The sequence below is a fragment of the Amycolatopsis japonica genome (genome assembly GCF_000732925.1).
Lineage (GTDB): Bacteria > Actinomycetota > Actinomycetes > Mycobacteriales > Pseudonocardiaceae > Amycolatopsis > Amycolatopsis japonica.
The window spans coordinates 6,142,480-6,168,829 of sequence record NZ_CP008953.1; the positions used below are offsets into that span (position 1 = coordinate 6,142,480).

21 protein-coding genes, 1 tRNA gene and 1 pseudogene are annotated in these 26,350 nt (G+C 69.2%); 10 read left to right on the forward strand and 13 right to left on the reverse strand.

Translation table 11 applies throughout. The features are described 5' to 3' along the window. Nucleotides 1–21 precede the first annotated feature (21 nt). The 3 genes from AJAP_RS28450 to AJAP_RS28460 all read left to right on the forward strand — a co-directional run bounded on the left by AJAP_RS28450 (nt 22) and on the right by AJAP_RS28460 (nt 4,202). On the forward strand, nt 22–987 hold the full coding sequence (locus tag AJAP_RS28450) for a helix-turn-helix transcriptional regulator (RefSeq protein WP_038516966.1): 966 nt from the start codon (nt 22–24) through the stop codon (nt 985–987). Nucleotides 988–1,034: 47 nt separating this feature from the next. Beyond that, nucleotides 1,035–3,398, forward strand: a complete 2,364-nt coding sequence (locus AJAP_RS28455; protein ID WP_038516968.1) for an ATP-binding protein — start codon at nt 1,035–1,037, stop codon at nt 3,396–3,398. Nucleotides 3,399–3,659: 261 nt separating this feature from the next. Continuing rightward, entirely contained in the window at nt 3,660–4,202 is a 543-nt protein-coding gene (locus tag AJAP_RS28460) for a GNAT family N-acetyltransferase (protein WP_038516970.1), read from the forward strand. Nucleotides 4,203–4,297: 95 nt separating this feature from the next. Here AJAP_RS28460 and AJAP_RS28465 read toward each other — a convergent pair whose 3' ends face one another. From AJAP_RS28465 to AJAP_RS28480, 4 genes are all read right to left on the reverse strand, one after another. Continuing rightward, a complete protein-coding gene (locus AJAP_RS28465) occupies nt 4,298–5,551 on the reverse strand; it encodes an HNH endonuclease signature motif containing protein (protein WP_038524039.1) in 1,254 nt (417 codons plus the stop codon). Nucleotides 5,552–5,778: 227 nt separating this feature from the next. Beyond that, a complete protein-coding gene (locus AJAP_RS28470; RefSeq protein WP_038516973.1) occupies nt 5,779–6,186 on the reverse strand; it encodes a Dabb family protein in 408 nt (135 codons plus the stop codon). Further along, the gene (locus tag AJAP_RS28475; protein WP_038516976.1) at nt 6,183–7,034 is read right to left on the reverse strand and encodes an SDR family oxidoreductase; all 852 of its coding nucleotides are present in this window, start codon (nt 7,032–7,034) and stop codon (nt 6,183–6,185) included. The genes AJAP_RS28470 and AJAP_RS28475 overlap by 4 nt, the downstream gene beginning before the upstream one ends. A gap of 25 nt (nt 7,035–7,059) precedes the next feature. Next, nucleotides 7,060–8,424 carry an MFS transporter gene (locus tag AJAP_RS28480; protein ID WP_038516978.1) on the reverse strand — a complete coding sequence of 455 codons (1,365 nt, stop codon included), beginning with the start codon at nt 8,422–8,424 and terminating at the stop codon, nt 7,060–7,062. Between the two features lie 76 nt (nt 8,425–8,500). Here AJAP_RS28480 and AJAP_RS28485 point away from each other — a divergent pair, with 76 nt between their 5' ends. Beyond that, complete coding sequence (locus tag AJAP_RS28485) at nt 8,501–11,191, forward strand: ATP-binding protein (protein ID WP_038516979.1); 2,691 nt, start codon at nt 8,501–8,503, stop codon at nt 11,189–11,191. A 12-nt stretch (nt 11,192–11,203) separates the two neighbouring features. Here AJAP_RS28485 and AJAP_RS28490 read toward each other — a convergent pair whose 3' ends face one another. After that, nucleotides 11,204–12,082, reverse strand: coding sequence for an FG-GAP repeat domain-containing protein (locus AJAP_RS28490; RefSeq protein WP_038516981.1), 879 nt, complete (start codon nt 12,080–12,082; stop codon nt 11,204–11,206). A gap of 151 nt (nt 12,083–12,233) precedes the next feature. Between AJAP_RS28490 and AJAP_RS44585 the strand changes: the two genes are divergently transcribed. From AJAP_RS44585 to AJAP_RS28505, 3 genes are all read left to right on the forward strand, one after another. Continuing rightward, nucleotides 12,234–12,863, forward strand: coding sequence for a helix-turn-helix domain-containing protein (locus AJAP_RS44585; protein ID WP_038516983.1), 630 nt, complete (start codon nt 12,234–12,236; stop codon nt 12,861–12,863). 168 nt (nt 12,864–13,031) lie between these two features. Continuing rightward, the gene (locus AJAP_RS28500) at nt 13,032–17,906 is read left to right on the forward strand and encodes an RHS repeat-associated core domain-containing protein (RefSeq protein WP_038516984.1); all 4,875 of its coding nucleotides are present in this window, start codon (nt 13,032–13,034) and stop codon (nt 17,904–17,906) included. A gap of 84 nt (nt 17,907–17,990) precedes the next feature. Next, nucleotides 17,991–18,806 (forward strand): serine hydrolase, encoded by an 816-nt coding sequence (locus AJAP_RS28505; protein WP_038516987.1) that lies wholly within the window; start codon nt 17,991–17,993, stop codon nt 18,804–18,806. Here AJAP_RS28505 and AJAP_RS28510 read toward each other — a convergent pair. Further along, nucleotides 18,796–19,188 (reverse strand): hypothetical protein, encoded by a 393-nt coding sequence (locus tag AJAP_RS28510; RefSeq protein WP_038516990.1) that lies wholly within the window; start codon nt 19,186–19,188, stop codon nt 18,796–18,798. The genes AJAP_RS28505 and AJAP_RS28510 overlap by 11 nt on opposite strands. 115 nt (nt 19,189–19,303) lie before the next feature. Between AJAP_RS28510 and AJAP_RS28515 the strand changes: the two genes are divergently transcribed. Beyond that, a complete protein-coding gene (locus tag AJAP_RS28515; RefSeq protein WP_038516992.1) occupies nt 19,304–19,672 on the forward strand; it encodes a VOC family protein in 369 nt (122 codons plus the stop codon). Here AJAP_RS28515 and AJAP_RS28520 read toward each other — a convergent pair. Next, the gene (locus AJAP_RS28520) at nt 19,669–20,553 is read right to left on the reverse strand and encodes an alpha/beta fold hydrolase (protein WP_038516995.1); all 885 of its coding nucleotides are present in this window, start codon (nt 20,551–20,553) and stop codon (nt 19,669–19,671) included. The two genes, AJAP_RS28515 and AJAP_RS28520, sit on opposite strands and share 4 nt — an antisense overlap. A gap of 66 nt (nt 20,554–20,619) precedes the next feature. On the opposite strand from AJAP_RS28520, the gene AJAP_RS28525 reads away from it, so the two are divergent. Continuing rightward, nucleotides 20,620–21,246 (forward strand): winged helix-turn-helix transcriptional regulator, encoded by a 627-nt coding sequence (locus AJAP_RS28525; protein ID WP_038516997.1) that lies wholly within the window; start codon nt 20,620–20,622, stop codon nt 21,244–21,246. Nucleotides 21,247–21,415: 169 nt separating this feature from the next. Here the strand turns inward: AJAP_RS28525 and AJAP_RS28530 are convergent. The 3 genes and pseudogenes from AJAP_RS28530 to AJAP_RS28540 form a co-directional block, all read right to left on the reverse strand. Beyond that, nucleotides 21,416–21,921, reverse strand: a pseudogene (locus AJAP_RS28530) (O-acetyl-ADP-ribose deacetylase). 124 nt (nt 21,922–22,045) lie between these two features. Further along, a complete protein-coding gene (locus tag AJAP_RS28535; RefSeq protein WP_148311587.1) occupies nt 22,046–22,576 on the reverse strand; it encodes a hypothetical protein in 531 nt (176 codons plus the stop codon). 96 nt (nt 22,577–22,672) lie between these two features. Continuing rightward, a tRNA-Asn gene (locus AJAP_RS28540) sits at nt 22,673–22,745 on the reverse strand. A 163-nt stretch (nt 22,746–22,908) separates the two neighbouring features. Between AJAP_RS28540 and AJAP_RS28545 the strand changes: the two genes are divergently transcribed. Continuing rightward, the gene (locus AJAP_RS28545; protein ID WP_007031230.1) at nt 22,909–23,088 is read left to right on the forward strand and encodes a hypothetical protein; all 180 of its coding nucleotides are present in this window, start codon (nt 22,909–22,911) and stop codon (nt 23,086–23,088) included. 49 nt (nt 23,089–23,137) lie between these two features. Here AJAP_RS28545 and AJAP_RS28550 read toward each other — a convergent pair whose 3' ends face one another. Genes AJAP_RS28550 through dnaG form a run of 3 tightly spaced genes read right to left on the reverse strand, consistent with a single transcriptional unit; the run spans nt 23,138 to nt 26,343 of the window. Then, nucleotides 23,138–23,902, reverse strand: coding sequence for a trans-aconitate 2-methyltransferase (locus AJAP_RS28550; protein ID WP_038517002.1), 765 nt, complete (start codon nt 23,900–23,902; stop codon nt 23,138–23,140). A 15-nt stretch (nt 23,903–23,917) separates the two neighbouring features. After that, complete coding sequence (locus AJAP_RS28555; RefSeq protein ID WP_038517004.1) at nt 23,918–24,430, reverse strand: hypothetical protein; 513 nt, start codon at nt 24,428–24,430, stop codon at nt 23,918–23,920. Nucleotides 24,431–24,432: 2 nt separating this feature from the next. Then, nucleotides 24,433–26,343, reverse strand: a complete 1,911-nt coding sequence (gene dnaG / locus AJAP_RS28560) for a DNA primase (protein ID WP_038517006.1) — start codon at nt 26,341–26,343, stop codon at nt 24,433–24,435. Between the last annotated feature and the right edge of the window lie 7 nt (nt 26,344–26,350).

Genomic DNA, 26,350 nt, shown 5'->3' on the forward strand with positions numbered 1-26,350 from the left:
GTATTCCGCTAGGGTTTTCGCATGCGCGCCGACCGGCTGGTCTCCCTGGTGTTGCTGTTGCGGCACCGGGGCAGGCTGTCCGCGACCACGCTCGCCCGCGAGCTGGAGGTCTCCACCCGCACCGTGCTGCGCGACATCGAGGCGTTGTCGGCGGCGGGTGTCCCGGTGTACGCCGAACGCGGCAGGCACGGCGGTTTCGCGCTGCTGCCCGGTTTCCAGACGGAACTCACCGGGCTGAACCACGACGAGGCGCTCGCGCTGCTGATCGCCGGGTCGCGGCGTGGCGCGCAGGCGTTCGGCCTCGGTTCCGCGCTCGCGTCGGCCATGCTCAAGGTGATCGACGCGCTGCCGGAGGGCCAGCGGGACACCGCGGCGGGCGCGGCCCGGCGCCTGCTCATCGACCCGGAGACCGATCTCCTCTCGCGCCGGGTGGCCGGCGAGGAGGTGTCCGACGCCATCGTCGCCGAGGTCCGGCGCGCGGTGTTCTCCGGGCACAAGCTGCGCATCCACTACGCGGCCTCGGGTCAGGCGGCTCGCTGGCGCACGGTGGATCCGATCGGCCTGGTCACCGTCCGGGATCAGGGTTATCTGCTGGCCACGAGAGCAGGCGAGGACCGTACTTACCGGCTGTCCCGGCTGCGGGCCGCCGAAGAACTCCCCGAACCCGCGGAGCGACCGGAGCGCGTCGATCTGGACCGGACCTGGCAGGAACGCAGCACGAGGTTCCGGACCGGCGGGGACCAGGTCGCGGTCGAGCTGCGGGTGGATCCGGCACGGCGGGACCAGCTGGTGGGCACCGCGCTGGCGGTCCTCGCGGAGGAAACCGACGAGGACGGCAGGCTGCGGCTGGAGGTGACGTTCCAGGACGCGCGGCACGCCGAATGGGCGCTGTGGAACCTCGCCGCGGACGCGGAAGCCCTTGCCCCGCCTTGGTTACGCGATTCCTTGCGGGACAGGGCGGCGGCGATCACGGCCCGCTACCCGTGAGACAAAAGTCAAGTTGAGCCCGCAGGTCGGGGCGGGATAATCCGATCATGACGAACGCCGCCCCGGGCCGGGCAGCCACGAGTTTCCGCGTGCTGCTGAAGGGTTACCGCGTCCGCGCCGACCTCACACAGGAGGAGCTCGCCGAGGGATCCGGGGTGAGCGTCCGCGCCATCAGCGACATGGAGCGGGGGATCGCGAAAAGCCCGCAACGCCGGACGATCGAAGCACTCGCCGCGCCGCTGTCCTTGACCGACGAAGAGCTGACCGGCCTGCAGAAGGCCGCGAGGCGGGGCCGGGCCCCCTCCCCCGGCATCCCCAAGACCCACCTGATCGGCGTCCTCCCGGCGGACGTCGACGACCTCACCGGACGCGAGAGCGATCTCGACGCGTTGCGTGCCCTTTCCGCGGATCTGTGCGACGGACGACGCCGGGCGGGACGGGTCGCGATCCTGAGCGGACCGCCCGGGACCGGCAAGACCACCCTCGCGGTCCGCGTGGCGCACAACCTCGCCGAGGAGTTCCCCGACGGCAGGCTTTTCCTGAAGCTGCGCGGCATGTCCGCCGAACCGGCGAACCCGGCGGACGTGCTGCACCTGATCCTGCGTTCGCTGGGTGTCGACGCCGTGCGCATCCCCGCCGATCCGGAAGACCGCGCGGGCCTGTGCCGGTCGCTCCTGCGGGATCGGGCCGTCCTGATCGTCTTGGACGACGCGGCCGACGAAGCCCAGGTCCGCCCGCTGCTGGTCGGCGGACCGCGATGTCTCACCCTGGTCACCGGACGTCAGATGCTGGTGGGGCTGGAATGCGCGAGCAGGCTCCCCCTCGACGTCTTCGGCGAGCACGACGCGGTCGCCCTGCTGTCGGCCGTCATCGGGGCGGACCGCGTCGCGCGTGAACGGCAAGCGGCACTCGAACTGGTCGAATTGTGCGGCAGGCTGCCGCTGGCGCTGCGGATCGCGGGCAACCGGCTGGCGAGCCGTCCGACGTGGCCGCTGTCGCGTCTGGTGGACCAACTGCGCGGCCGGCGGCTGACCACTCTGACAGCGGGCGATCTCTGCGTGCGCAGCGTGTTCGAACTGTCGTACCGCCAGCTCAGCCCGAACGCCGCCATGATGTTCCGGCGGCTGTCGCTCGTCCCGGCCGCGGATTTCCCGGTGGGCGCCGCGATGACGCTCGTCGAAGCCTCCGACGAGGACGACGCCGCCGTCTTCCTGGAGGAACTGGCCGACGCGAGCCTGCTGCAGACGTCTCAGGAGAACGGGCGATACCAGTTCCACGACCTCCTGCGGGTCTTCGCGACCGAACGGCTCGCCCGGGAGGAATCCCCCGAAGTCGTCGCCTCGGCGGAAAAGCGGCTGAGCGACTGGCTGGTGCGCACCGCGACGGCGGCGGGCCGCTACTTCCACCCGACCGACGGGGTCAGCCCGCTCCCGGTCGCCACGCCGTCGTTCGGTGACCACACCGGCGCGGGCAGATGGCTCGAAGTCGAGCTGAAGAACTGGCTCGCCGCGGTCAAAACCGTCGCCGCACGCGGTGACCATCGGCCGGTCCTCGACCTCGCCGAGTCGATGCACTGGTATTCGGAGATCGGCGGGACCGCGAGCGTCTGGTACGACGTGTTCGGGCTCGCGGTGAACTCGGCCATCGCGCTCGGCAGTAAACGGGACGAGGCGGTGCACCGGAACTATCTGTCCTGGGTGCAGGCTTCGCTGCACGACCGCGCGGAAGAGTCGATCCGGATGGCCCGGCTGGCGTGGGACGCCGCAGTGGAGGCGGGCGACCGGCGCGAACAGGGCTGGGCGCGGGTATACCTGACGAGCGCCCATGCCCGCGACGCCGACGCCACGACGTCACCGAAGCTCTTCGACGAGGCGGCGCGTCTGTTCGAGGAGGCCGGCTACCCGCTCGGAGTCCACGTGGCGCGGACGATGCGGGCTTCGTACTGGTACCGGAACGGCCGGTTCGCCGACGCCGCCCAGGAGTTCGACGCCTGCGTCCGCTACTTCGCGCAGGAGCACGGCGGCACGCGGACCCCGGTGGACGACACCAACTACGCGTACGTGCTGCTGCGTTCGGCGCAGAACCTGGCCGCGCTCGACGCGCCCGATCGGGCGCTCACCCAAGGCGAAACGGCGCTCGCCCTGTTCCGACGGCACGGAGCCGCCATGGGCCAGGCTCGCGCGCTGCAGGAGACGGGACGGTTCCTGCGCCGTCAGGGCGACCACGCGAACGCGCACCGCCGCCTGTCCGAGGCCGAGGAACTCTACGAACGCATCGGGCTGACACAGGCCCAGATCGACACACTCGGCGAACGAGCGGCTCTGGCCGACGAGAGGGGCGATCCGGCGTCGGCACGCGCGGACCGGGAACGTGCTCGTGGTCTCGGTGATCGGCTCGGCGGGGTCCCGTGAGGTTTGGCACGCCGTGGCCGGATCGTTGGTTCCGGCTCGGAGCCCGATGGCCGTGTCCGGGGCCATCGGGTCCGCGTCGCCGCTGAACGGCCAGCATAAACGTAGGCCGGTGTGCGGGGCGGGGACCAGGCAGGTTTTCCGGCAGAACCGGGTGGGGATTTCTGCTGGTTTCGGGGTCAGCCCGGCAGCGGATGTCAGGTCGACTGCTTCGCGGATTCTCACTGCCTGACAGATGATGTTCCGAGCGCGATACTGGCCTTCATGACTCCAGCGAACCGCCCGGACAAAGTCCACTTGAGGGCGTTCACCGAGGCCGACCTCGCCTTTCTCGACCGTCTCTGCACGGATCCCGATGCGCTCGGCGAGTTCGAGTGGCCCGGATTCGGTGATCCGAGAGCACGCCGCAAGCGCTGGGAGAGCGACGGGTACATCTCCGCCGAGTCCGCGGCGGTCGCGATCGCGCGGGCCGACGACACGGTCATCGGCATCGTCAGTTGGAAGCCCCGCGGCTTCCCTTCGGGCGTCACCTACGAGATCGGTGTGGGGGTGCTACCCGAGCATCGTGGACAGGGGGTGGGCACGGTGGCACAGAGGCTGCTCGTGGACTACCTGTTCGGCCGCACGACTGCGAACAGAATCGAAGCCCTCACCAATGGCGGTAACCTCGGCGAGCAGAAAGCCCTCGAACGCCTGGGGTTCCGCCGGGAAGGGGTCATGCACGGCAGATCCTTCTACCACGGCGAGTATGTCGATGTACTCGTCTACGGTCTGCTCCGCTCAGAGCATCGTCCCGGAACGCCATGAGCACTCCTGTTCAGAGTGAGGTTGAAAAGGCTCAGTCACCGGCGCCGGGCATGCCGAGGGGCCCGTCGCCTGGATGGCTGGCGGGCTCCTGGGGTTCAGACGTGATGAAGGGTGTTGCGTCGGGGTTGTCGGAGCGGGTCTCGGTATTGGGGTGGGATGAACTCCGGTAACCCGTCGGCCGCCATGCGTACCTCCCAGTCACCGTGGTGAATCAGCCGATGATGGAAACCACACAATAGGACCAGATTCCGGAGATCCGTCGGCCCGCCGTCTGCCCAGTGCTCAATGTGATGGGCGTGGCAATTCTTCGGTTTCCGATGACAGCCCGGGAAGGCGCAGCCACCGTCTCGGATGTTCAACGCACGTCGCTGACCTGGGGTGACGAACCGTCTCAGCCGCCCCATATCCAGCGGCTCGCCCGAGGCACCCATCACGACCGGCACCATCAGGCAATCGCAGGCGGCGAGCCGGGCTTCCCGTGCCGTCATCGTCCCCACGAAGTCGAGGCAAGCGGTGCCGAGACCCGATTTGAGTTCCTCCAGCCCGATGGTGACATGCACCAAAGTCCGGTAACCGCTGGTCCCCGGCTGATCGGGGCACGCGATGGCCAGATCGAGGAGCTCGGCCCAGGCATCTCCCAGGCGCTCGCACTTCATCCGCAGATCCGCCTGCCCGAACTCATCCACCGGCCGCGGCTGGGCGTGTGCTTCCAGGGCGGCCGCGGTCCGGGCCCCGGTCTCGTCATCGAGAAGGCCGGTGAGCTTCCAAAAGCCGTCTTTGCGCCGCTCTAGGGTGATTTCCCGCCGTGGTTCCTTGGGTTCGGGGTCTTTGGGTTCCTTGCCGTCGGGGTTGAGCAAGCCCTGCAGGTTCGCTTCAGCCTTGGCGAGCTGCCGGGGACCGGCGCTCGGGGCAAGATTGGCGAGGATCTGCTCCGCACCCGCCCGCTCCTCAGCCGAAATGTCGGAGGGAAGGTTTCTCAGGATCTCCAGGATCTGGTCAATCCGCTCATCCCCGACCAGTCCCTGAGCGGCGACCGCAGCGGTCGCGGGAGCGAGAGGTGGAACTTCGGTGCCGTCCAGGGCCCGAGTGGGGTTCAAGGCGATCGCACGCTTCACGATCGGACCCGCCTCACCCCGCGACAACCCCGCGATCTCCGCGAACCAGCTCGCCGTACTCCCATGCCCATACAAGTCTTTGGCGCCCCGAGACTCGATCTCCGCCAGAAACCGGCCCAGACAGGCGGTCGCGATCCGGATCACCTGCAGCGACTGCTGCACGCCATGGGCAAGCTCCAGCTTGCCAGCGCGCCACAGCTCCTGCGGCAACTCGGGGAAGAAGGTCTCGGACACCCCTCCATAATACCCGAAGAAATCGAACACGTGTTCGTAATTTTAAGCAACCAGCCAACTCGCATCGACAACACTGAAGAGTGAAACAGTCGCCAACGCCGCATTACCCTGAGCGACTCGCATTTAGTCGACTAAATGCGAAGAGGACTCCCGCGCATCGACGGCCGCTTCCTTGCGTCGCCGATATTCGGCGACGCAAGCCTCCTGCACCAGGCCGCGAGAACCCCTCAACTCCCAGGCGCCGCACTACCGGTGTACTCCCCAAGCCCCGCAACCAACTCCGCCACATCCGGCACTTCCTCGAACCGTCGCCGATGCACGTCGGCGATCTTCGCGCCGATCTCCGGATCCGGATCGTCGGTGACGTCGTAAGACACGAACCGGTCGATCAGCGGCAACCCCGCCCGGTCCATCGCGAGATGCGCCGGGTGATTCATGTACTGCTCGTACCCCTCGATGTCTTCGAGCACGGTGACGGCGCCGTAGTCGAATTCACCGCCGAAATCGGGACCGACGACGCGTGCTTTGATCGCGGGAATCGCGTTGATGTGTTCGCCCATTTGCGCGAGACCCGCCGCTTTTTCCTCTTCGGAGACTCCGGGCTTGAGCGTGAACCGGATGCAGTGGTAGATCATCGGGCGGCCTCGAAGGCGGCGGCGTGGTCGCGGGCGAAATCGGTGACGTCACGCGCGGGGTGTCCGGTCAGGTCGGCGACGGACGTGTGCACTTCGGCGGCTTCGCCTCGGGCGTAATGGGCGTAGTCCTCGATGAGGCCGTCGAGCTGCCACGGCGGGAGCAGGCCGCTCAGCGCGGCGGCGAACTGATCGGCGGACGTGTCGTGGAAGACGACGCTCCGGCCCAGAACCGCGGAAAGTGCGTGGGCGATCTCGGTGTGGGTCACGGCGCGCGGGCCGGTCAGCGTGTACGTCCGGCCGGTGTGTCCCGGATCGGTCAGCACGACCGCCGCGGCGTCCGCGATGTCCCTGGTGTCGATCGCGCTGACGGCGGCGTCGCCGATGGGCGCGGCGATGAAGCCCTGCGCGATGGTGCGGGAGAAGGCGAGCAGCGCCTGCAGGTACAGGTTGGGGCGCAGGACGGTGTGGGCGATCCCGAGGTTTCGGACGTGTTCCTCGACTTCGGCGTGCCAGCGCAGGAATCGTACCGGCGAGTCGGCGTTCGCCGCGTACTGCGAGAGCAGCACGAGCCGGTTCACGCCGGCGTCCCGGGCCAGGTCGGCGAACCGGATCTGGTGTGCGGCGGCGTCGGCCGCGGACGGGCTGTTGAGGAAGGCCGCGTCGACGCCTTTCAGTGCCGCGGCGACGGATTCCGGATCACCCAGATCGGCGACGACGGTTTCGGCGCCGGGAATCGAGCGGCCCGGGTCCCGGGTCATGGCCCGGACGGCGACTCCGCGAGCTCGAAGGGCGGGGATCAAGGCGGATCCGATGGTTCCGGTCGCGCCGGTCACCAACACTGTGTCCATTGTGGAGTGTCCTTTCTAGTCGAGATCAACGTTCGGCGGAGGCGAGCGACACCGCGAGGGCGATGACGACGAAGGCTGCCTCGCCGAGGAAAGCGGTCGTGAACGCGATGTCGCCGTGTGTTCCGGCGGCGCCGATGGCGATTCCGGCGAGCGCGGCGAGGCCGACGGCGCCGCCCAGTTGCTGCGCGGCGTTGACCAGGCCGCTGAGCAGCCCCGCCTCGCCGTCCGCGCTGTCGCGGACCGCCATCGCGGTGGCGTTGACGGCGCCCAGCCCGAGTCCGGTACCGATCAGGAGGAACGCGCCCAGCAGACTGACCGAGAAGCCACTGGTCGTCGGATCCCAGGCCAGCCACAGGAAACCGGCGAGCAGGACGGTGAGGGCGGTCGGCAGCGCGCGGCCGGGCCCGACGCGTTTCGCCAGTATCGGTGCGAGGACACTGCCGACGATGATCATGACGGCGAGCGGGAGCTGGGTCATGCCGGTCGCCAGCGGGCTCATCCCGAGCACGTCCTGCTGGTACTGGGGCAGGAAGAAGAACAGGCTCGTCAGAGTGCCGCCGATCAGCACCATCACCAGATTCGCGGTGACCACCGGCTTCCGGCGGAACACCCCCAGCGGGACAAGTGGCCGCGCGGAACGCCGCTCGACGACCACGAACGCCGCCAGCGAAACGAGACCCGCGGCGAGCCCGACGACCGTGCCGGGCGCGGTCCAGCCGGCGTCCGAGGCGGAGACCATGCCCAGCGCGAGCCCGGAGATCCCGATGGTGATCGTGACGGCGCCCAGCGCGTCGAACCGGCCCGGCCTGCCGGGCACCGGCGCCACCGCGCGCCACACGACGAACGCGCCGAGGACACCGAACGGCACCGGCGTCACGAACACCGCCTGCCAGCCGAGCAGTTCGGTCAGCGAGCCGCCGAGGAAGACACCGACGAGGCTGCCCGCCCCCGCGACCGCGCCCCAGATCCCCATCGCCCGGGTGCGTTCCGCGGGCGACGGGTAGAGGCCGAGCACGAGCGAAAGCGCGGCGGGCATCAGGACCGCGGCCCCGATCCCCTGCCCGATCCGCCCGGCGATCAGCATCCCGCCGCCGGTGGCCAGCGCGCAGAAGGCCGTCGCAGCGAGATAGCCCGCCATCCCGGCCAGGAACACCTTCCTGGCCCCGAGCACGTCGGCGAGACGGCCGCCGAGCAGCAGCAGACCGGCGAAGGTCACCAGGTAGCTGTCCACGACCACGGTGAGCTCGGCGGGGCTGAGCCCCAAGCCCTGCCGGATCCTGGATCCGGCCAGGTTGACCATCGCGGCATCGAGGATGACCAGGAACATGGCGCTCGCCAGGCCGGCCATCGCCACCCCGCGCGAGATCCGTTTCGTCTCTCGTACTGTCATGCCGCAACGATCGCGCGGACCCGCCTCCGCTCGCGTCGGCGACAATCACCTAGTTCGCATCGCTAGGGTTCGGAGCATGCCTACGACGTCCTCCCGTCCGCTCGTCGGCAGGCGTGACGAGATCGATCGCCTCCTCGCCCTGGTCCGAGCGGCAGGCCGGGGCGAAGGCGGGGTGCTCGTCCTCCGTGGTGAGCCCGGCATCGGCAAGAGCGCGCTGCTCGACCACCTCGGGCAGGCGACGGCCGGGGAATTCCAGCTCATCCGCGCGTCCGGGTCGGAGTTCGAGGGCGAACTGCCGTTCGCGGCTCTGCATCAGCTGTGCGTTCCGGCGTTGGCGCATCTCGACACGCTGTCGGCGCCGTACCGCGAGTCCCTCCTCGTCGCCTTCGGGCTGGCCGACGGCGCGCCGGATCCGTTCCGGGTCGGCCTCGCCGCGCTCGAACTGCTGTCGACCGCCGCCGGGACGCGTCCGATGCTGTGCCTGGTCGACGACGCGCATTGGCTGGACACCGCGTCGGCGAGGGCGTTGACGTTCCTGGCGAGGCGGATCGCGGCCGAGCCGATCGCGATGGTGTTCGCCGCCCGCGACCGGGATCCGATCCGCGGCCTGGACGAACTGCCCGGGCTGACGGTCGGCGGCCTGACCGACGCGCACGCGCGCGCCTTGCTGGCCGGGGAGAAGACCGTGACGCTGGACGAGCGGGTCCGCGACCGGCTGCTCGCCGAGGCACGTGGCAACCCGCTCGCCCTGATCGAACTGCCGAAAGCGGGTGGCTTCGCGCTGCCGGAGCCGTCGCCGGTCGCGAGCCGGATCGAACGCAGTTTCCTGGCCAGGATGGCGGAGCTGACCGTGGACGCGCGAAGGCTGCTGATCCTCGCGAGTGCCGATCCCACCGGCGATCCCGGTCTGCTGTGGGCGGCCGCGCGGCGGCTGGACATCGAAGTGCCCGCCGCGAGCGCCGCCGCCGAGGCGTCCGGGCTGATCCGGTTCGACACACGGGCGCGCTTCTGCCATCCGCTGGCGCGGTCCGCCGCGTACCGGGCGGCCGAGCCGGAGCAGCGCCATGCCGCGCATCGGGCGCTGGCCGAGGTCACCGACGCGGAAACCGCCGGGGACCGGCGGGCCTGGCATCGTGCGCAGGCCACCACCGGACCGGACGAGGAGGTCGCGGCGGAGCTGGAGCTGTCGGCGTCGCGGGCGCAGGCGCGCGGTGGTGTGGCGGCCGCCGCCGCGTTCCTCGAACGGGCGGCGGCGCTTTCGCTCGATCCCGCCAAGCAGACCGAGCGCACCCTCGCGGCCGCGCGGACGACGCTCGAAGCGGGTGGGACGGAGGCGGCGGCGGATCTGCTGGCCAGCGTCGACACGGAGACCTTGGACGTGCCGCAGCACGCGTCCGTCGACCTGCTGCGCGGGCGGATCGCGTTCGTCCAGGGCGCCGAGGGCGCCGTCCGAGGTCCGGCGCTCATTTTGCGGGCGGCACAACGGCTCGCCGCCGTCGATCCGGAACGATCACGCGAGTTCTTCGTCGCGGCACTGGAAATGGGGCTCGTCGTCGGCAGGGCCGCGGGAGTGCTGGACCGCGTCCTCGACGCGGCGCGCTCGGCGCCTCCGGGGCCGCCGGACCTCCTCGACGCGCTCTCGCGGCTGACCACCGAGGGACACCACGCAGGCGTACCCGCGCTTCGCCGGGTTCTCACCGGCGACGACGCCGGCTGGACCAGGACCCCTGCCTTGGCCACCGTGCTCGCGGGCGAGCTGTGGGACATCGAGCTGCACGCGACGATCGTCGGCTGGCTGGTGCGGACCGGTCGCGACACCGGATCGCCGATGACCATCCGGCTCGGCCTGTCCCAGGTGGCGCTGCACGCGGTGCTCACCGGGAACTTCGGCCGGGCGATGGCCGCGATCGCGGAAGAGGAGGCGATCGCGGACGCCGTCGGCGACGCGCCGCAGCTCTACCCGCGAGTGCATCTGGCGGCCCTGCGCGGCCGTCGCGAGGAAGTGCTCGACCTGTTCGCCGAGGCGACGACGCGGGGCAACGGCCAGCTGACCGCGAACGCCCACTGGGCCACGGCCGTGCTGTACAACGGTCTCGCCGAATACCCGGCCGCGCTGGACGCGGCGACGCGTGCCGTGGCGAGCGGTGATCTCTTCCTCGCCGGCATCGCGCTGCCCGAGCTCGTGGAGGCCGCGGTCCGGTGCGGCGAGCACGCCGTCGCCCGATCGGCGCTGGACTCCTTGACCGAACGCACGGAACCCGCCGGAACCGCGTTCGCCCTCGGGATCGCGGCGGCCGCGCGGGCCTTGGTCAGCGACGCGGAGGCCGATCACCTGGAAGCGTTGGGGCAGCTGGAGAACGGCCCGCTCTCGGTCCATCTCGCGCGGGCGCGCCTGCGGTACGGCGAGTGGCTCCGCCGAGAGGGCCGCCGTCGCGAGGCACGCGAACACCTGCGCACCGCGCACGAACGGCTGTCGGACATCGGGCTGGAGGCGTTCACCCGGCGGGCCGCCGACGAACTGCGGGCGACCGGGGAGGTCGCCCGCAGCCGCACCGGGCATTCCTACGACCACCTGACCATGCAGGAGACGCATATCGCGCGCCAGGTCGCCGCGGGCGCGACCTCGAAGGAGGTGGCCACGCGCCTGTTCCTCAGCCCCCGCACGGTGGACGCCCATCTGCGCAACATCTTCCGCAAGCTCGGTATCACGTCGCGCAGGCAACTGAGGGGCATGCCCGACCTGCTCGACGCGGGGGTCGCCTCTTGACGTTCACACCGCTCAGACCGGGATGTCGCCCGCTGTCCCCCATTGGGTGGTGAACAGGTTCAGGCCGTACCAGGTCCCGTTCGACGGACGCCACACCACGAAGTCCGCCCGCGGGTCGCCGCCGAAATCGCCGCCCATGGGCACGTCGCCCGCCACACCCCATTGCTGGGTGGCGATACCGAGCACGTACCAGACGCCGTTACCCGGCCGCCAAACGGCGAAATCGGCCCGGCCGTCCGCGTTGAAATCGCCCGCCACCGGAATGTCGCCCACGGTGCCCCATTGCTGGGTCGCGATTCCCCGTACGTACCAGACGCCGTCGCTCGGCCGCCAAACGGTGAAGTCGGTCCGGCCGTCCGCGTCGAAATCGTCCGCGACCGGAACGTCACCGGCAACGCCCCATTGCACGGTGGCGATACCCAGCACGTACCAGGTCCCATTACCCGGCCGCCAGACGGCGAAATCGGAGCGGCCGTCGGCATTGAAATCGCCGGTCAACGGAACGTCGCCCGCCACGCCCCACTGCTGGGTCACCACCGCGCCGTTGCTGCTCTGGATGATGTACCAAATACCGTTGCCCGGTCGCCACACGGCGAAGTCGGCCCGATGGTCGCCGTCGTAGTCGGCGGCGACCGGCACGTCACCCGAGACACCCCACTGCTGCGTCACCACGCTGCCGTTGCTGCTGCGGATGACATACCAGACACCGTTGCCAGGGCGCCAAACCGCCTTGTCGGCGAACCCGTCGCCGTCGAAGTCCGCCGCGGTCTTCTGCGACGGTGGCGAGGCGGCGATCCGGACGTCGCCCTCGTCCGCGCCCGCCGCGGGTGCCGCGAGAAGACCGGCGACCAGACCCGCCAGCGCCGTCCCCAGCCGAATGGATCTTCGCATTTTGCTCGAACCTCTTTCCGTTCGGTGGATGCACTCTTCCCAGTTCGCGTTTTTTGACCGAAGATACGCACCGGGACCGTTCCACCCTGACATCGACGTGTCGGCCTTGTCAGCAAGGTTTCCGTCCAGTGGACCGCGCGAGGGGATTTCAATGGAGACCAAGAGAAGACCGAGAAGCGTCCTCGAAGGCGCTTTCACCCTATTGGATGCCTTGGTACGACATCAAGGTGAAGCGGGATTGACCCAGCTGGCGAATTCGTGCTCGATACCGAAAGCGACGGCACATCGATTACTCGAGCAATTGACCGCGCTGGAGGTTGTCCAGCGCAGCGAAAACCGCTATCGCGTCGGGGCGCAGGCATTCCGGCTCGGCCAATCGTGGCAACCCTATCCGCGCCTGCTGGAACTGGCCCGCGGCGAGCTGCGGCGCCTGACCGCGACGACGCGAGCCAGTTCGGTGCTCGCCGTGCCCTGCGACGGGCATATCCTGATCGCCGCCGCCAGCCTCGCCCGGCCGGAGGATCACCTCCTTTTCCGCCCTGGATCGACCGTGCCGCAGCGCATCGGCCGGTTCTGCCCCGTCTGGCAGGCGGAACACGAACTCGTCGCCATCGAAGCGGCCATCAGGTTGCCGACCGGCCGCGCGGTCGGTTCGATCGCGGCCGTACTCGCGCCGCGGCAACCGCTCGCCGCGCTGTCCGAAACCGTCGCCCGCACCGCCCGCACGCTCGGCGCGGCGCTGGTGCGCAAGGCCGACACCATGTCGCCAATGTCCCTTTGAGCGCACAACGCGGTTTTCGGACGTTCGAGCCGCTTGCCCATTCGGGCAGACTTGCCCCGCCCCACCGGCGATCCCGGCACAGGGCGCCGGATCCGGCCGTGCTCGGGATGATTGAATGACAAGGTTGTCACCCCGGCGTCCCGATCACCTTGAAGCGAGGCAAGTCGCGTGTCCAATCCGTTGATCGCGCCCACTCAGGATTCGACGAAGTGGTTCACCGGTGTCTCGTTGCTGGAGACCGCGGACGGGCTGAAGACGGCGATCGAATCCGGGGACTGGGCGGGCGTCGCGATGGGCGCGGTCGGGACCGCGCTGGACGCGCTGTCGATGGCGCTGGACCCGTTCGGGGCGATCCTGGCGGCCGGGGTGTCGTGGCTGATGGAGCACGTCGGCCCGCTCAAGGACGCGCTGGACGCGTTGGCGGGCAACGCCGACGAGGTTCAGGCGCAGGCGCAGACGTGGGCGAACGTGGCCAAGGAACTGGGCGAGGTCAGCGAGGAGCTGACCGTCCTGGTCAAGAAGGACCTCGAGTCGTGGAAGGGCGAGGCGGCGGACGCCTACCGCAAACAGGCGACCGACACCGCCACCGTCATCCAATCCGCGCAGAAGGGATCCGAAGGCGCGTCGTCCGGGGTGAAGACCGCGGGCGAGGTCGTCGCCGCGGTGCGGACCCTGGTGCGCGACATCATCGCCGAGCTGATCGGGCATCTGATCTCGTGGGCGCTGCAGGTGGTGTTCACCCTCGGCATCGGGCTGACCTGGGTGGTGCCGCAGGTGGTGGCCGCCGTGGCGAAGACGGCGGCGAAGATCACCGACCTGACGACCAAACTGGTGAAGGCGCTCAAGGCGCTGGTCCCGCTGCTGAAGAAGGCCGGCGACCTGTTCGACGACGCGGCGAAGGCGTTGAAGAACCTCAAGGGCGGCAAGGTCACTCCCTCGGGCAAGCCGAAGGACCTGGACACGAAGCCCAAGGGACCACCCAAGGACAAGGACAAGGGCGGCGACGACTCCACCACGCCGTCGGGTGACCACTCCTCCCCGAAGAACGATCCGCCGAAGAACGACCCGCCGCCCAAGAACGACCCGCCGCCGAAGAACGATCCGCCGGACAACTCGCGTGGCATCGACGGTTCGCACGGCGACGGCTCGACCACCGCCTCCGGCGCGAAAGGCGGTGGAGGCAAACGGGATCGGACCGAGACCAACGAACCGGGCTGCAAGGAAGGCAGCGGTGACCCGATCGACGTCCAGAGCGGGGACGTGCTGGTCACCGAAAGCGATTTGGTCGTGCCGGGACCGCTGGGCCAGCTCGTGGTCCGCAACCACGTCTCGTCCTACCGGGGCGGTCGCTGGTTCGGCCCGTCGTGGGCGTCGCTGGTGGACGAGCGGCTGACCGTCGCGAACGGGACGGTCACCTACTACTCCGCCGACGCGATGATCCTGCGGTTCCCGGTGCCCGCGCCGGGAACGGAGGCCACCGCCGTGCACGGCCCGCCGCGCCGGCTGCGCGGCGAGGGCGCCGAGTACTTCCTGACGGATCCGGGACGCGGCACCGAACGCCGGTTCGTCCCGGCCGAAGGCGACCCGGATCTGTTCCTGCTCAGGGAGATCCGCACCGAAGAGCACGCCTACGTCGAGCTGGAGCACGATGACGACGGCGCCCCTGCCAGGCTCAGGCACTTCGGCGGCGCCTGGATCGCCTTCGACGTCTCCGAAGGCCGGATCCGCGCCATCCGCGCGCTGGGCGATGCCACCGAAGTCCCCGTCGCCCGCTACGACTACGACACGCGCGGACATCTCAGTGCCCGCACGAATTCCTCGCCCCTTCCGGCCCGCTACAGCCACGACGCCGAGGGCCGGATCACCGGCTGGACCGACCACAGCGGCGCCTGGTACCGCTATGTCTACGACGAGCACGGCCGCTGTGTCCGGGGCGTCGGGGATCAGGGCTACCTCGACACCTCGCTCGGCTACGGCGAGCGGACCACCACCGTCACCGACTCCTTCGGCCTTCGCACGGTGTACGAGTTCGACGAGGACGGGAACACCGCGGGGCTGACCGACCGGCTCGGCGGCGTGATCCGGAGCGAGTACGGTCCGCGCGACGTGCTGCTCAACCGCACCGACCAGCTCGGCAGGCGGACGGAGTTCGAGCACGACGCGGCCGGGCGGCTCCGCTCGGTGCTCCGCGCCGACGGCTCGCGCGTGGTGCTCACGGAATGGACTCACACCGAACTCGCGATCGAGGTGGCCGACGGCGACCGGGTGTTCCGGCGGCGGTACACGGCCCCGAACGTGCCGGATCCGTACACGGACCCGCTCGGCGTCACCGAGGACCAGCACCTCGAGGACTCCTACGTCGACGATCCCACCCCGGGTGAAGAGGTGCCCCGGCTCGAGGTCGATCTCTTCGGGCGGCCGCGCGCGGTCGAGGAGGCCGGCGGCCGGACCACGTACGCGTGGACGGTGGAAGGTTCCCTGCGGGAGGTCGTCGCCGCGAACGGGACCCGCCGCCAGTGGGCCTTCGACGGCGAGAGCCGGGAAACCGCCCGCGTCGACGAACTCGGCAGGACGTCCCGTACCGAGAACGGCCCGATGGGCACGATCACCGCCACGATCGATCCCGGCGGCGCGCGCACCCTTTGGCGCTATGACACGGAATTGCGGCTCGTCGCGGTGACCAACCCCACCGGGCAGACCTGGCACTTCACCTACGACGCCGAAGGACGGCTGCTCACGCAGCAGGATTTCGCGGGCCGGATCACCCGGTGCGATTACGACGCCGCCGGGCAGCGGGTGCGGCGGGTCAACGCCGCCGGTGAGACCGTCGAGTGGCGGTACGACCTGCTCGGCAACCCGATCGAGCGGATCAGCCCGTCGGGCACCGAGACCTACCGCTACGACCCGGTGGGACGCCTCGTGCGCGCCACCGGCCCGGACGGTGTCGTGGAGCTGGAACACGACGAGGCCGGACGCGTCGTCCGCCAGACGAGCACGGCCGGGGACACCGCCGTCGGTTATTCCACCGACACCAAGACCATGCGCACTCCGTCCGGAGTGGACGTCCATTGGGGACAGACCGAGGACGGGGCGGAGCTGCTGCGGATCGCGGGTACCGAACTGACCCTGCGCGAAGACGCCGCCGGTCGCACGGTCGCCGTCTCCGCCGGGGTGAACCCGTTGCTGCGGCAGGAATTCGACCCGGCGGGCAAGCTCGTCGCGCAGCACACCCCGGCCGGTACCAAGCGCTACCACCGGCGGCCGGACGGCAGTGTCGCCGCGCGGGAGGACCCGGCGGGCGGAGTGCGCTACGAGTACGACCACACGGGCCGGGTCACCGCGGCGCACCATCACGGCGCGGCCGAGCACTACGCCTACGACGTGCTCGGCAATCTGCTCTCGTCGTCGCTCGGCCCGGGCGTGGCGCGTTACGTCCACGACGGGCAGGGCAGGCTGATCCGGCGGACCCTGCCCGCGCCGGACGGGACCGAGCTGACCTGGGTGTTCGGCTGGGACGCGCACGACCACCTGGTCACCGTGCACACGCCGGACGGCGCCCGGTGGCGCTACCGCTACGACGCGCTGGACCGGCGTGTGGCCAAGGAGCGGCTGGACTTCGCGGGCGCGGTCGCCGAACGGGTCGATTTCACCTGGGACGGCAACGATCTCGTCGAAGCCCGGCACACCTTCGGCGGTGCCCCGGTGGAGACCCTGACCTGGATCCGTCATCCGTACGGGGACCGGGTGGTGGCGCAGGCGCGCACCCTGCCCGACGGGCGGACCGAGGTCGCCGCGGTGATCACCGACGAGATCGGCACCCCGACGGAGCTGGTCGGCCCGGTGGACGGCCGGGTCAGCCTGGTCCGGACGAGCGTCTGGGGCCTCGTCGCCCCCGGCACCCGCCCGGAAACGCCGCTCCGGTTCCCCGGCCAGTTCCACGACGCGGAAACGGGGCTGTACTTCAACCTCTTCCGTTACTACGACCCGGTCAACGCGCGCTACATCTCGCCGGACCCGCTCGGCCTGACCCCCGGGCCGAATCCGGAGACCTACGTCGACGATCCGTTCCTCGAAGCCGACCCCCTCGGCCTGACCAGGAACTCCGGCAAGCAGACCAACTACGCCGACGACCCGTACGCCTACCTCGACGACGACGCGACCTTCAACGCCCCGGCCCCGTGCAGAACGGCCAAGCGGCCCGCGGCGAACCAGAACCCGGGAGCGGGTAACGCGGGCAGCGGCGCCGGTTTCGCCAAGAAGCCCAAGACGGGCAGGCACGAACCCCCGATCACCGGCGACGCCAACAAGTCGCACGGCAAGTCCGACCGCACGGTGATGGAAGGCGGCGGCAAGGAGGGCAAGGGAACGCTCGACGGCTCCGGAAAGGGCGAGTACCCCGGCGGAACCGACCCCGCGGGCAACCACCTCACCGACGTCGACGGCCTGAACGGCAAGGGCCACTCGAACTACGATCCGCGCCTGCGGGCCGAGCTCGACAAGCTGCGTTCGTCCGATCCCAACGACAAGATCGGCTACAAACCCGACCACCCCAACGGCTACTTCATCAAGGGGCACCTGCAGAACCAGGTGCTCGGCGGCTCCGGCACCGCGGACAACATGACCACCCTGTCCCGCAAGGCGAACGCCCAGATGTCGGGCAACTTCGAGGGGAAGCTCAAGGAGGCCGACATCAAGATCGGCCAGGTGAAGGAAGCCGTCGGCGGGATGAAGGACCCGGAGCTGCAGCGAAAGCTGGACGCGCTGGGCATCGACAAGACCCCGGCGCAGTTCCGGCAAGAGGCCAAGGGCCTGGAGGTGGACTACTCGGTCACCGCCAGCGACAAGGTCAAATGGCCGGACGCCGTCAACCCGGAGGAGCGCGGCATCCGCGACCATGTCGTGCTCAACGCCGAGTACAAGAACCTGACACCCGATCTGCAGAAGTTCATCGATTTCCGGATGAAGGACGACTTCCTGACGAAATTCCCGCCCGTGGGCACGAAGATGGACACGATCAGCGGCAAGTTCGACCCGCCGCTGTGACCATCCGCCTGGCCGTGACAACCTCCGCCGCCCGCGAACGTCTTGTCCCTCAGGAAGAACCACTACCGAAAACCTGGGGAACGCATGAAGAGACTTTCCGCCGTCCTGACCGCGATGCTGGTGGTACTCGCCTTGACACCTGCCACGCCCGCGGGCGCGACGACCCGTTTCGACCGGGAACTCCAAGCCCGCATCATCCGCGCCCAGGCCTACGCCGACAGCAGGCCCGGCGACACCGGGATCGTCCTGCGGGACCGGTGGACCGGCGCCGTCTACCGCAGCGCGGACGCCGGGACCCTCATCTGGGCCTGCTCCACGCCGAAGCTGGCGATGGTCGTCGACCTGTTGCTGCGCAACGATTCCGGCGCCGTCCAGCTGACCGCGGAAGACCGCGACCTGATGCACCGCATGCTCAACTCCAGCGACGACGCCGCCGCTCACACCCTGTGGACCCGCTACGGCGGAGAGGCCGAGTTCGCCAAGCGCTTCCCGTCCTACGGGATGACCGACATGCGGTTCACCGACCAGCACCCGCATCACTGGGGCTGGATCCTGACCACCGCGAACGACCTGGACCGGCTGGTCAACCACGTCCTGACGAAGCTCCCCCGCCATCACCGCGACTACATCGTCCACGAGATGCGCACCGTCGACGTCAACCAGCAGTGGGGTGTCTGGGGCGCCGGGCCCGCCGCCCGCCCGGGTAACAAGGACGGCTGGTCCGACGACAACGACGACGGCTCCTGGATCATGAACTCGGTCGGCTTCGTCGGGCCGCACGAGCGGTACACCCTCGCGTTGATGAACAACACCAAGGTCATCCAGAACGGCTTCGAAACCGGGCAGGAGACCACCACCAAGATCAGCGAGATCCTGTTCAAGGGCTACTTCAAGGGCTGACCGCGCCGCGCACGAAACCCGCGATGCGCGGCGTGACGACGGCGGTGCCGTCGTCGATCATGCCGCGCATTCCCGCGAGCACCCGCTCGTCCGGCGAGCCGTGCACCTGGAAGTCCACCACGGTGCAATGCGCCGACACGGCGTTGATCTGGTCCTCGGAAATCCGCCAGTGCTCGAGAACCGCGGCCGAGTCCGCGTACATCTGGTAGCTGTAGGCCAGCATCCGATCGGCGTCGACGAAGGTCTGCACCATCACCTGCGGCGCGTTGCGCTCGACGAAGTCGATGGCTTCGCGGACCGCGGCGGTGAATTCCTCCAGGTGGCCGTCGGTGATCCGCATGGTGTTCCGGAACAGGAGCATTTCGTCCGCTTCGAGAGTCATGTCCCCATCCTTGAACCTCGACCGGACTAGAGGTCAACCCGCCTTGACTCGTGTCAGCATCCTGACATACCCTCGTCTATGTCAGGATGCTGACACGACGAAAAGGAGCACGACCATGCCCGCCACCGGCCCGGACTTCATCTCGCTGCAAGCGCGTGACCTCGACGCTTCGCAGGCTTTCTACGAGCAGTACCTCGGCCTGGTCCGCTCACCGGCCGGACCTCCGCACGCCGTCGTCTTCGAGACGAAGCCGATCGCTTTCGCGCTCCGCGAGGTCATTCCCGGCACGGACCTCGAATCCGTCGCGCAGCCCGGCATCGGCGCCGCGATCTGGCTCCATGCCACGGACGTCCAGGCGATTCACGACGCGCTCGTCGCCGACGGACGCACCATCGTCTCCGCGCCGATCGACGGCCCCTTCGGCCGGACGTTCACCTTCGCCGACCCCGACGGCTACCGGATCACCCTCCACGACCGCGGCTAAGAAGCCACCGTCCAGTCGCGGAACGCGCTGACGAACTCCTCGGGCGCGTCGGATTCAACGTAGGTGCCGGCGCCTTCGACGATCACGGTCGTGTGGTCGATGAAGGTGGCTTCGAGGCGTTCGCGTTCCTGGGGGCGGAATGCGATGTCCTTGTCGCCCCACACGATCAGCGTCGGGAAGTGGGCGATACCCGGAAGCCCGGCCTCGATCTCGGCGAAGAAGGCCCGGCTGGCGAGGACCCGATGGGGGAACATGGCGGAGGCGCGGCGTCGCTCAGGGATGTCCATGGGCCGCCGGTAATGCGCCATCTCGAGCGCGGTCGGCTTGCGTCGCCGATGTCCCAAAGGGACGAACATGTTGACGACGAAGTTCAGTCGCCTGGCCAGAAAACGGCCAGGAGGGCCGCCGAAGATCCGGGCGAAGTACTCGAAGTGGAAGACGCCGTTGACCGGCCAGGCCCAGGTGTTGGCGAGCACCAGCCGGGTGAACACGTCCGTCCGCCGCTGCACGGTGGCCAGGCCGATCAGGCCGCCCCAGTCCTGCCCGACCAGAGTGACGTCCTCGAGGCCGAGCGCGTCGACGAACGCCGTGACCACGTCGGCGTGCTCCTCGGGCCAGTAACGGTATCCGGGCTTCGGTGTCGACAGGCCGAAGCCCGGATAGTCGAGGGCGACGCACCGGAAGTCTTCACGCAGCGCGCGAATCACGTCGCGCCAGAGGAACGACCAGGTCGGGTTGCCGTGCAGGAACAGAAGCGTGGGGCCGGATCCCTCGTCGACGTAATGGACGGTGTTCCCGTCGATGTCGATGAAACGGCTCTCGAACGGGAACAAGGCGTCGTCGACCCAGGAGGGCCTCACGTTCGCGGTGACATCCGACATGACCACCCCTCTCCGGTAGACTTGAGCTTGTCACGCACACTTGAGAAAAACAAGCAGAGGGACACGATGCGGAGCTACGGCCAGTACTGCGGGCTCGCCCGTTCCCTCGAAGTCGTGGGCGATCGATGGAATCTGCTCATCGTCCGGCAGCTCCTCATCGGCCCCGCCCGGTACCGCGAGCTGCTCGACGGCCTGCCGGGCATCGCGACCAACCTCCTCGCCGACCGGCTCCGCGACCTGGAGTCCTCGGGCGTGGTCGAGCGGCGGCTGGCCGGCACGGGCAGCGTGGTCGAGTACGCCCTCACGCCGTGGGGCGCCGAACTTCGTGAGCCGATCGAGAGCCTGATCCGCTGGTCCGCCCCGTTGATGACCCGCGGCCCCGGCGACGACTCGTTCCGGCCGGAATGGCTCGCGCTCGCCCTTCCCGCCTTGCTCGCCGCCCGGGTGAAGGTCCGCGCCGCGGTGACGATCGGCCTCGAGATCGGCGGCCCGCCCTACCAGCTCCGCGCGACGCGCTCCGGCTTCGAGGTCGACCCGCACGACGGCCGCGAACTCGACGCCACCGTTCGCGCCGTCCCCGCCTGCGTCCTCGGGCTCGCCGCCGGCGCCCTCACCCTCGAAAACGCCCGCACGCTCGGGCTGGTCGAGATCGACGGGGACGAGTCCGTCGTCCGGGCAGTCTTCGCCGCCTGACGCCTCATGATGAGACTTGATCAAGGTGGCGCGGAAAGTGCGGATTCACCGCATCTTTCTCACCAATTCCGCACAGCGCAAGATCGACGATAATTACGCGACCACAGGGATTATCCTTGGATTCAAGTCGCTAGACCTGTAGCGCAAAAGGGATGTCGAGAACGGTGGCCTATTGTCCTCGCAATACGGCAGCGAGGTGCTCATTGTTGTCTTGGTCGAACGCGACCAGCCGGATCCGCTCGACGCGAGTCCGCGTGGATCTGAGTGTTGCGACCGCGATGCGCGCCGCCTGGTCGGCGGGATATCCGTAAACACCGGTGGCGATGGCGGGGAAGGCCATGCTGCGCGCACCCAGCTCATCTGCGACCTGGACGCTCCGGCGGTAGCACGAGGCGAGGATCTCTGCCTCGCCTTGGTCACCGCCTTCCCAGACCGGCCCACGGTATGGATGACGTGGCGAATAGGCGGGTCGAGATCGAATGCCGGGGTTGCCATCGCGTCGCCGGGCGGGCACGGTCCGATGGCGGCACCCGCCTCGGCCAGCCGAGGTCCTGCCGCCCGATGGACGGCCCCATCCACTCCGCCGCCGCCGAGCAACGACTCGTTGGCGGCGGTCACCACAGCGTCCACATTCTCTTCGGTGATATCGCCACGCACCACCTGAATGGCAACCATAGCCAGATAGTGCCATCAGCACGGCGCGCATGTGCGTCACTCTGAGCAGGTCACTGTTCGCTTGTCGCGAACCAACAATTTCGACAGGGTAAACGGGAAGCGGTGGTTCACTCGGTCAGCGTCGTCAGTCTGGAAGTTGTTCGACCAGTTTTTCGTGTACCAACCTGGCGGCGGCCACCCACGTCGGAAAGGGCGCGTCGTTCTCGGCCGCCTGCCGCAGGGTTTGCGTGGCCACCTCCAGCACGAGGGCGTCACACCAGCGCAACTGCGCGCCGATCCCGGCGCGAATCGCGTCGACGTCGATACGACGCCGCTGGATCGCGTCCGCCATGCGCACGAGGAATCCGATGTACATGGTCAGGTGCTGATGGGTGTTGAGTTCTCCTTCAAGCTCGCCGCGGTAGTAGTCCCGGTCGCCGGGGTACCAGAAACCGCCTGCCACCTGTGCGGCGGTGACGTCGCCGTCCGACATCCGAGCTCGGAGATGCTCGAGGGCGATCCGGTGCGCCAGGAACGTGACGGACAGGAACTCCGTCATCAGGTGGTTCGTGGTGCTCTGCCGGTCCGCCCGCCGCGCGAGATAGAGGGACGAGGTGAAACCGCCGACCGAACCGAAGAAGGCGCCGAGCGCGGCAGTCACAAACGGAAGCCACATTCACCGAATCTACCGAGAACCGCCGACCAGAGCGCACCAAATCGCCCCCAGAGCCCGGACACGAAGAAGGCCCAGGTCGATGACCTGGGCCTTGTGCTCCCCCGCTTGGACTCGAACCAAGAACCCTCCGGTTAACAGCCGAATGCTCTGCCAGTTGAGCTACAGGGGATTGTGCTCCGTACCAGCCGGATCGCTCCGACCGATGAGAGAACTTTAGCCCATGCCCTCCGGCGGCCCCACACCCACCCCCCACTTTCGACATCACCTCGTCAAGCTCGCGTTTTGAGGGACAATGACAGCCGGAGCAAGATCGAACGGAGGCGTGGACTCGGATGAAGATGTTCCTGCTGGGTGCGGCCGCGGGCTACGTGCTGGGCGCGAAGGCCGGCCGCGGGCGGTACGAGCAGATCGTGCGGACCTACCGCAAGATCGCCGACCACCCCATGGTGCAGGGCGCCGCCGGGGTCGCTCGCGCCAAGGTCGGTGAGCGGTTCGGGCGGCCTCAGCGCTGATCCTGGGCCGAAGGGGCCTTTCGCCGCGTCTGACGTGGCGAAAGGGCCCTTAGCCCACGACGGCGACCACGAAGACGCGCCGGAACTCGAACCAGGTGGTCCCGTCGGGGCGTGGCGGGTAGGCCTCGTCCAGTTTGCGGGCGAGCTGCGCGCGGAAACGGTCCCAGTCGTCCCCGCGCAAGGCCTCCTTGACCGGCAGCAGCGCGGTGCCGGTGATCCATTCGAGTACGGCGTCTTCCCCGGCCAGCCGCTGCAGGTACGTCGTCTCCCAGGCATCGACGGCGCAGCCAGCGTCGGCGAGCAGGTTCCCGTAGCCGAGCGGGCTTTCGACGGCATCGTTCTCCCGCAGGCCGATGTCGGCGAGGCGCGTGGCCCACTCTTCGGTGCGCGCGAGGGCGCGGGTCAGGGCGTGCGACGGGGCATCGAAGTTGCCGGGGACCTGGAACGCGAGCGTCGCCCCGGACGGCAGGAGGTCCACCCAGCGGCGGAGCAGGTCACGATGTTCCGGGACCCACTGGAGCACGGCGTTCGAGATGACCACGTCGATGTCCGGTTCGGGCACCCAGTCGTTGACGTCGAGCACTCGCGCGTCGACACCCCGTGATCGTGCGGCTTCGACCATTTCGGGTGAACTGTCGCTCGCTTCGATGATCGCGTCCGGCCAGCGTTCCGCCAGGCCGGCGGTCAGGTTTCCGGGCCCGCAGCCGAGGTCGACGACGCGGCGGGGCGCCTCGGCCGGTATCCGCCCGACGAGGTCATGGAACGGCCGTGCCCGCAGGTCGGCGTAGTCGAGGTACTTGACCGGATCCCACACAGTACGAGCGTACTGCTAGCCGTTCGGCTTCGCCAGCTTCTTGGCCGCTTCCTCGGCGATCGCCTTGACCAGGTCGACGTCGGTGCCCGGATCGGGCCGTACCTGCAGCACCGTGCCGTCCTGGCCGGGGACCTTGCGCTCGACGAACCACGCTCCCCCGGTCCCGAAGTCCTTGCGGTGCCGCCCTCGGACCGAACCGTCCACCCGCTGTCGCACGAGGATCGGGACCTTGCCGGGCCGGGCGAGCTCGAACCGGACCGGCGTCTTGTCGGCCAGCAGCACGGCGTCCCCCGCCATGCCGGTCTCTTCGGATTCGGTCAGGGTCAGCACGCCGGTGGACCACGCCGCCTTGCCGACCAGATGCCAGCCGACCCGGCGCGGCCCCGGGATCCACAGTCCCAACGGCGTGACCAGCAGATATCCGCCGCCTTCGACCGCCGCGCTCCCGACGACGTGCTCGCCGTCGGCCAGCGTGCCGTCGAAATCCGCCGGGACACGGTCACCCAGCAGGTGACGCAGCCAGCCCATGCTCAGTCCAATCCGCCGATGGCCTGTTCCTTCAGCGCCTTCCGGTACTGCTCGAGCGCGACGAGGTCGCCGAACAGCGCGCGGTAGTCGTCCGGCGCCTCGACCGGGGAAAGCCGCTGGAGTTTCGACTTGATCTCGTTGATCTGGCGGCCGACCAGGCTTTCCTGCACCGCCGCGAGCTGCGCGGAGATGTAGCGCGAGTCGACCTCGCCCTTGGCGCGCAACGGTTCCACCGAAAGCTCGCTGAGCACGCGCCGCACCGTGCCCTGCGGGCAGTGCGGCGCGGCCGCGTCGAGCAGGGCGGGGCCGGTCAGCCCGGAGCCCGCTCCCCCGGCGGACAGCAGCGCCTTGTGGATGGCGACGTAAACCGGATGAGTGAACGCGTCCTCGGGCAGCGCGTCGTACTCGGCTCCGGCGATCATCGGCTGCTGCAGTGCCGCCTTGAGCGCCTCGCGCTGCGCGATGAACCGCGGATCGCCGGGTGCGGGCCGGGGCAGGTCCTCCTCGGCGGTGGCGGTCGCGGTGGCCGCGGCGGCCGGGCGCCGGACCTCGACGGTGGCGGAGCGTTTCGCCGCCGCCCCGGCGCTGCCGCGCACCCGGTTCACCACCTGCGCCGCGTCCTGCCAGCCGACCCACCAGGCGAGTTTCGACGCGTAGCCGTCGCGGCTGGCGCGGTCCTTGATCCCCGCGACCATCGGAACGGTCTTCTGCAGCGCCGCGACCTGGCCGTCGACGGAGTCGAGGTCGAAGGCCTTGAGCATGCTCTTGATCGCGAACTCGAACAGCGGGATCCGCCGCGCGACCAGGTCCCGCACCGCGGTGTCGCCCTTGGCGAGCCGCAGTTCGCACGGGTCCATGCCGTCGGGCGCGACCGCGATGTAGGTCTGCCCGGCGAAGGTCTGGTCGCCCTCGAAGGCCTTCAACGCCGCTTTCTGCCCGGCTTCGTCACCGTCGAAGGTGAAGATCACTTCGCCGCGGAAGGCGTCGTCGTCCATCATCAGCCGCCGAAGAACCTTCATGTGGTCCTCGCCGAACGCCGTCCCCGAGGACGCGACGGCCGTCGGGACCCCGGCGGCGTGCATCGCCATCACGTCGGTGTAGCCCTCGACGACGACGACCTGGTGCCGCTTCGCGATCTCGCGTTTCGCCAGGTCGAGGCCGAACATCACCTGCGACTTCTTGTAGATCGGCGATTCCGCGGTGTTCAGGTACTTCGCCGAGACACGGTCGTCGTCGTAGAGGCGCCGCGCGCCGAACCCGACCACCTCGTTGCCGACGTCGCGGATGGGCCACAGCAGCCGCCGGTTGAACCGGTCCATCGGCCCGCGCTGCCCCTCCTTGGCCAGCCCGGCCGTGAGCAGTTCCTTGACCTCGAACCCGCGGTTGAGCAGATGTTTGGTGAGTTTGTCCCAGCCCGCCGGCGCGTACCCGCAGCCGAACGTCTGCGCCGCGGCGGAGTCGAAACCCCGTTCCGACAGGAAGTCCCGCGCCGCACGCGCGTCCGGGGTGAGCAGCTGCTCGGCGTAGAACTCCTGGGCCGCGCGGTGCGCCTCGATCAGCCGGGCGCGGGTACCGCGATCACGCTGGACGCTTCCGCCGCCGCCTTCGTAGGTCAGCCGGAAACCCACACGATCCGCGAGCCGCTCGACGGCCTCCACGAACGAGATCAGGTCCATCTTCTGGATGAACTTGATCACGTCACCGCCTTCGCCACAGCCGAAGCAGTGGAAGGTGCCGTGGGTGGGGCGCACGTTGAACGACGGGGTCTTCTCGTTGTGGAACGGGCAAAGCCCTTTCAGGCTGCCCCCGCCCGCGCTGCGCAGCGCCACGTAATCACCGATGACCTCGTCGATCCGGTTGCGCTCGCGCACCTCCGCGATGTCGCTCTCCCGAATCCGTCCTGCCACGCTCATCACTCTA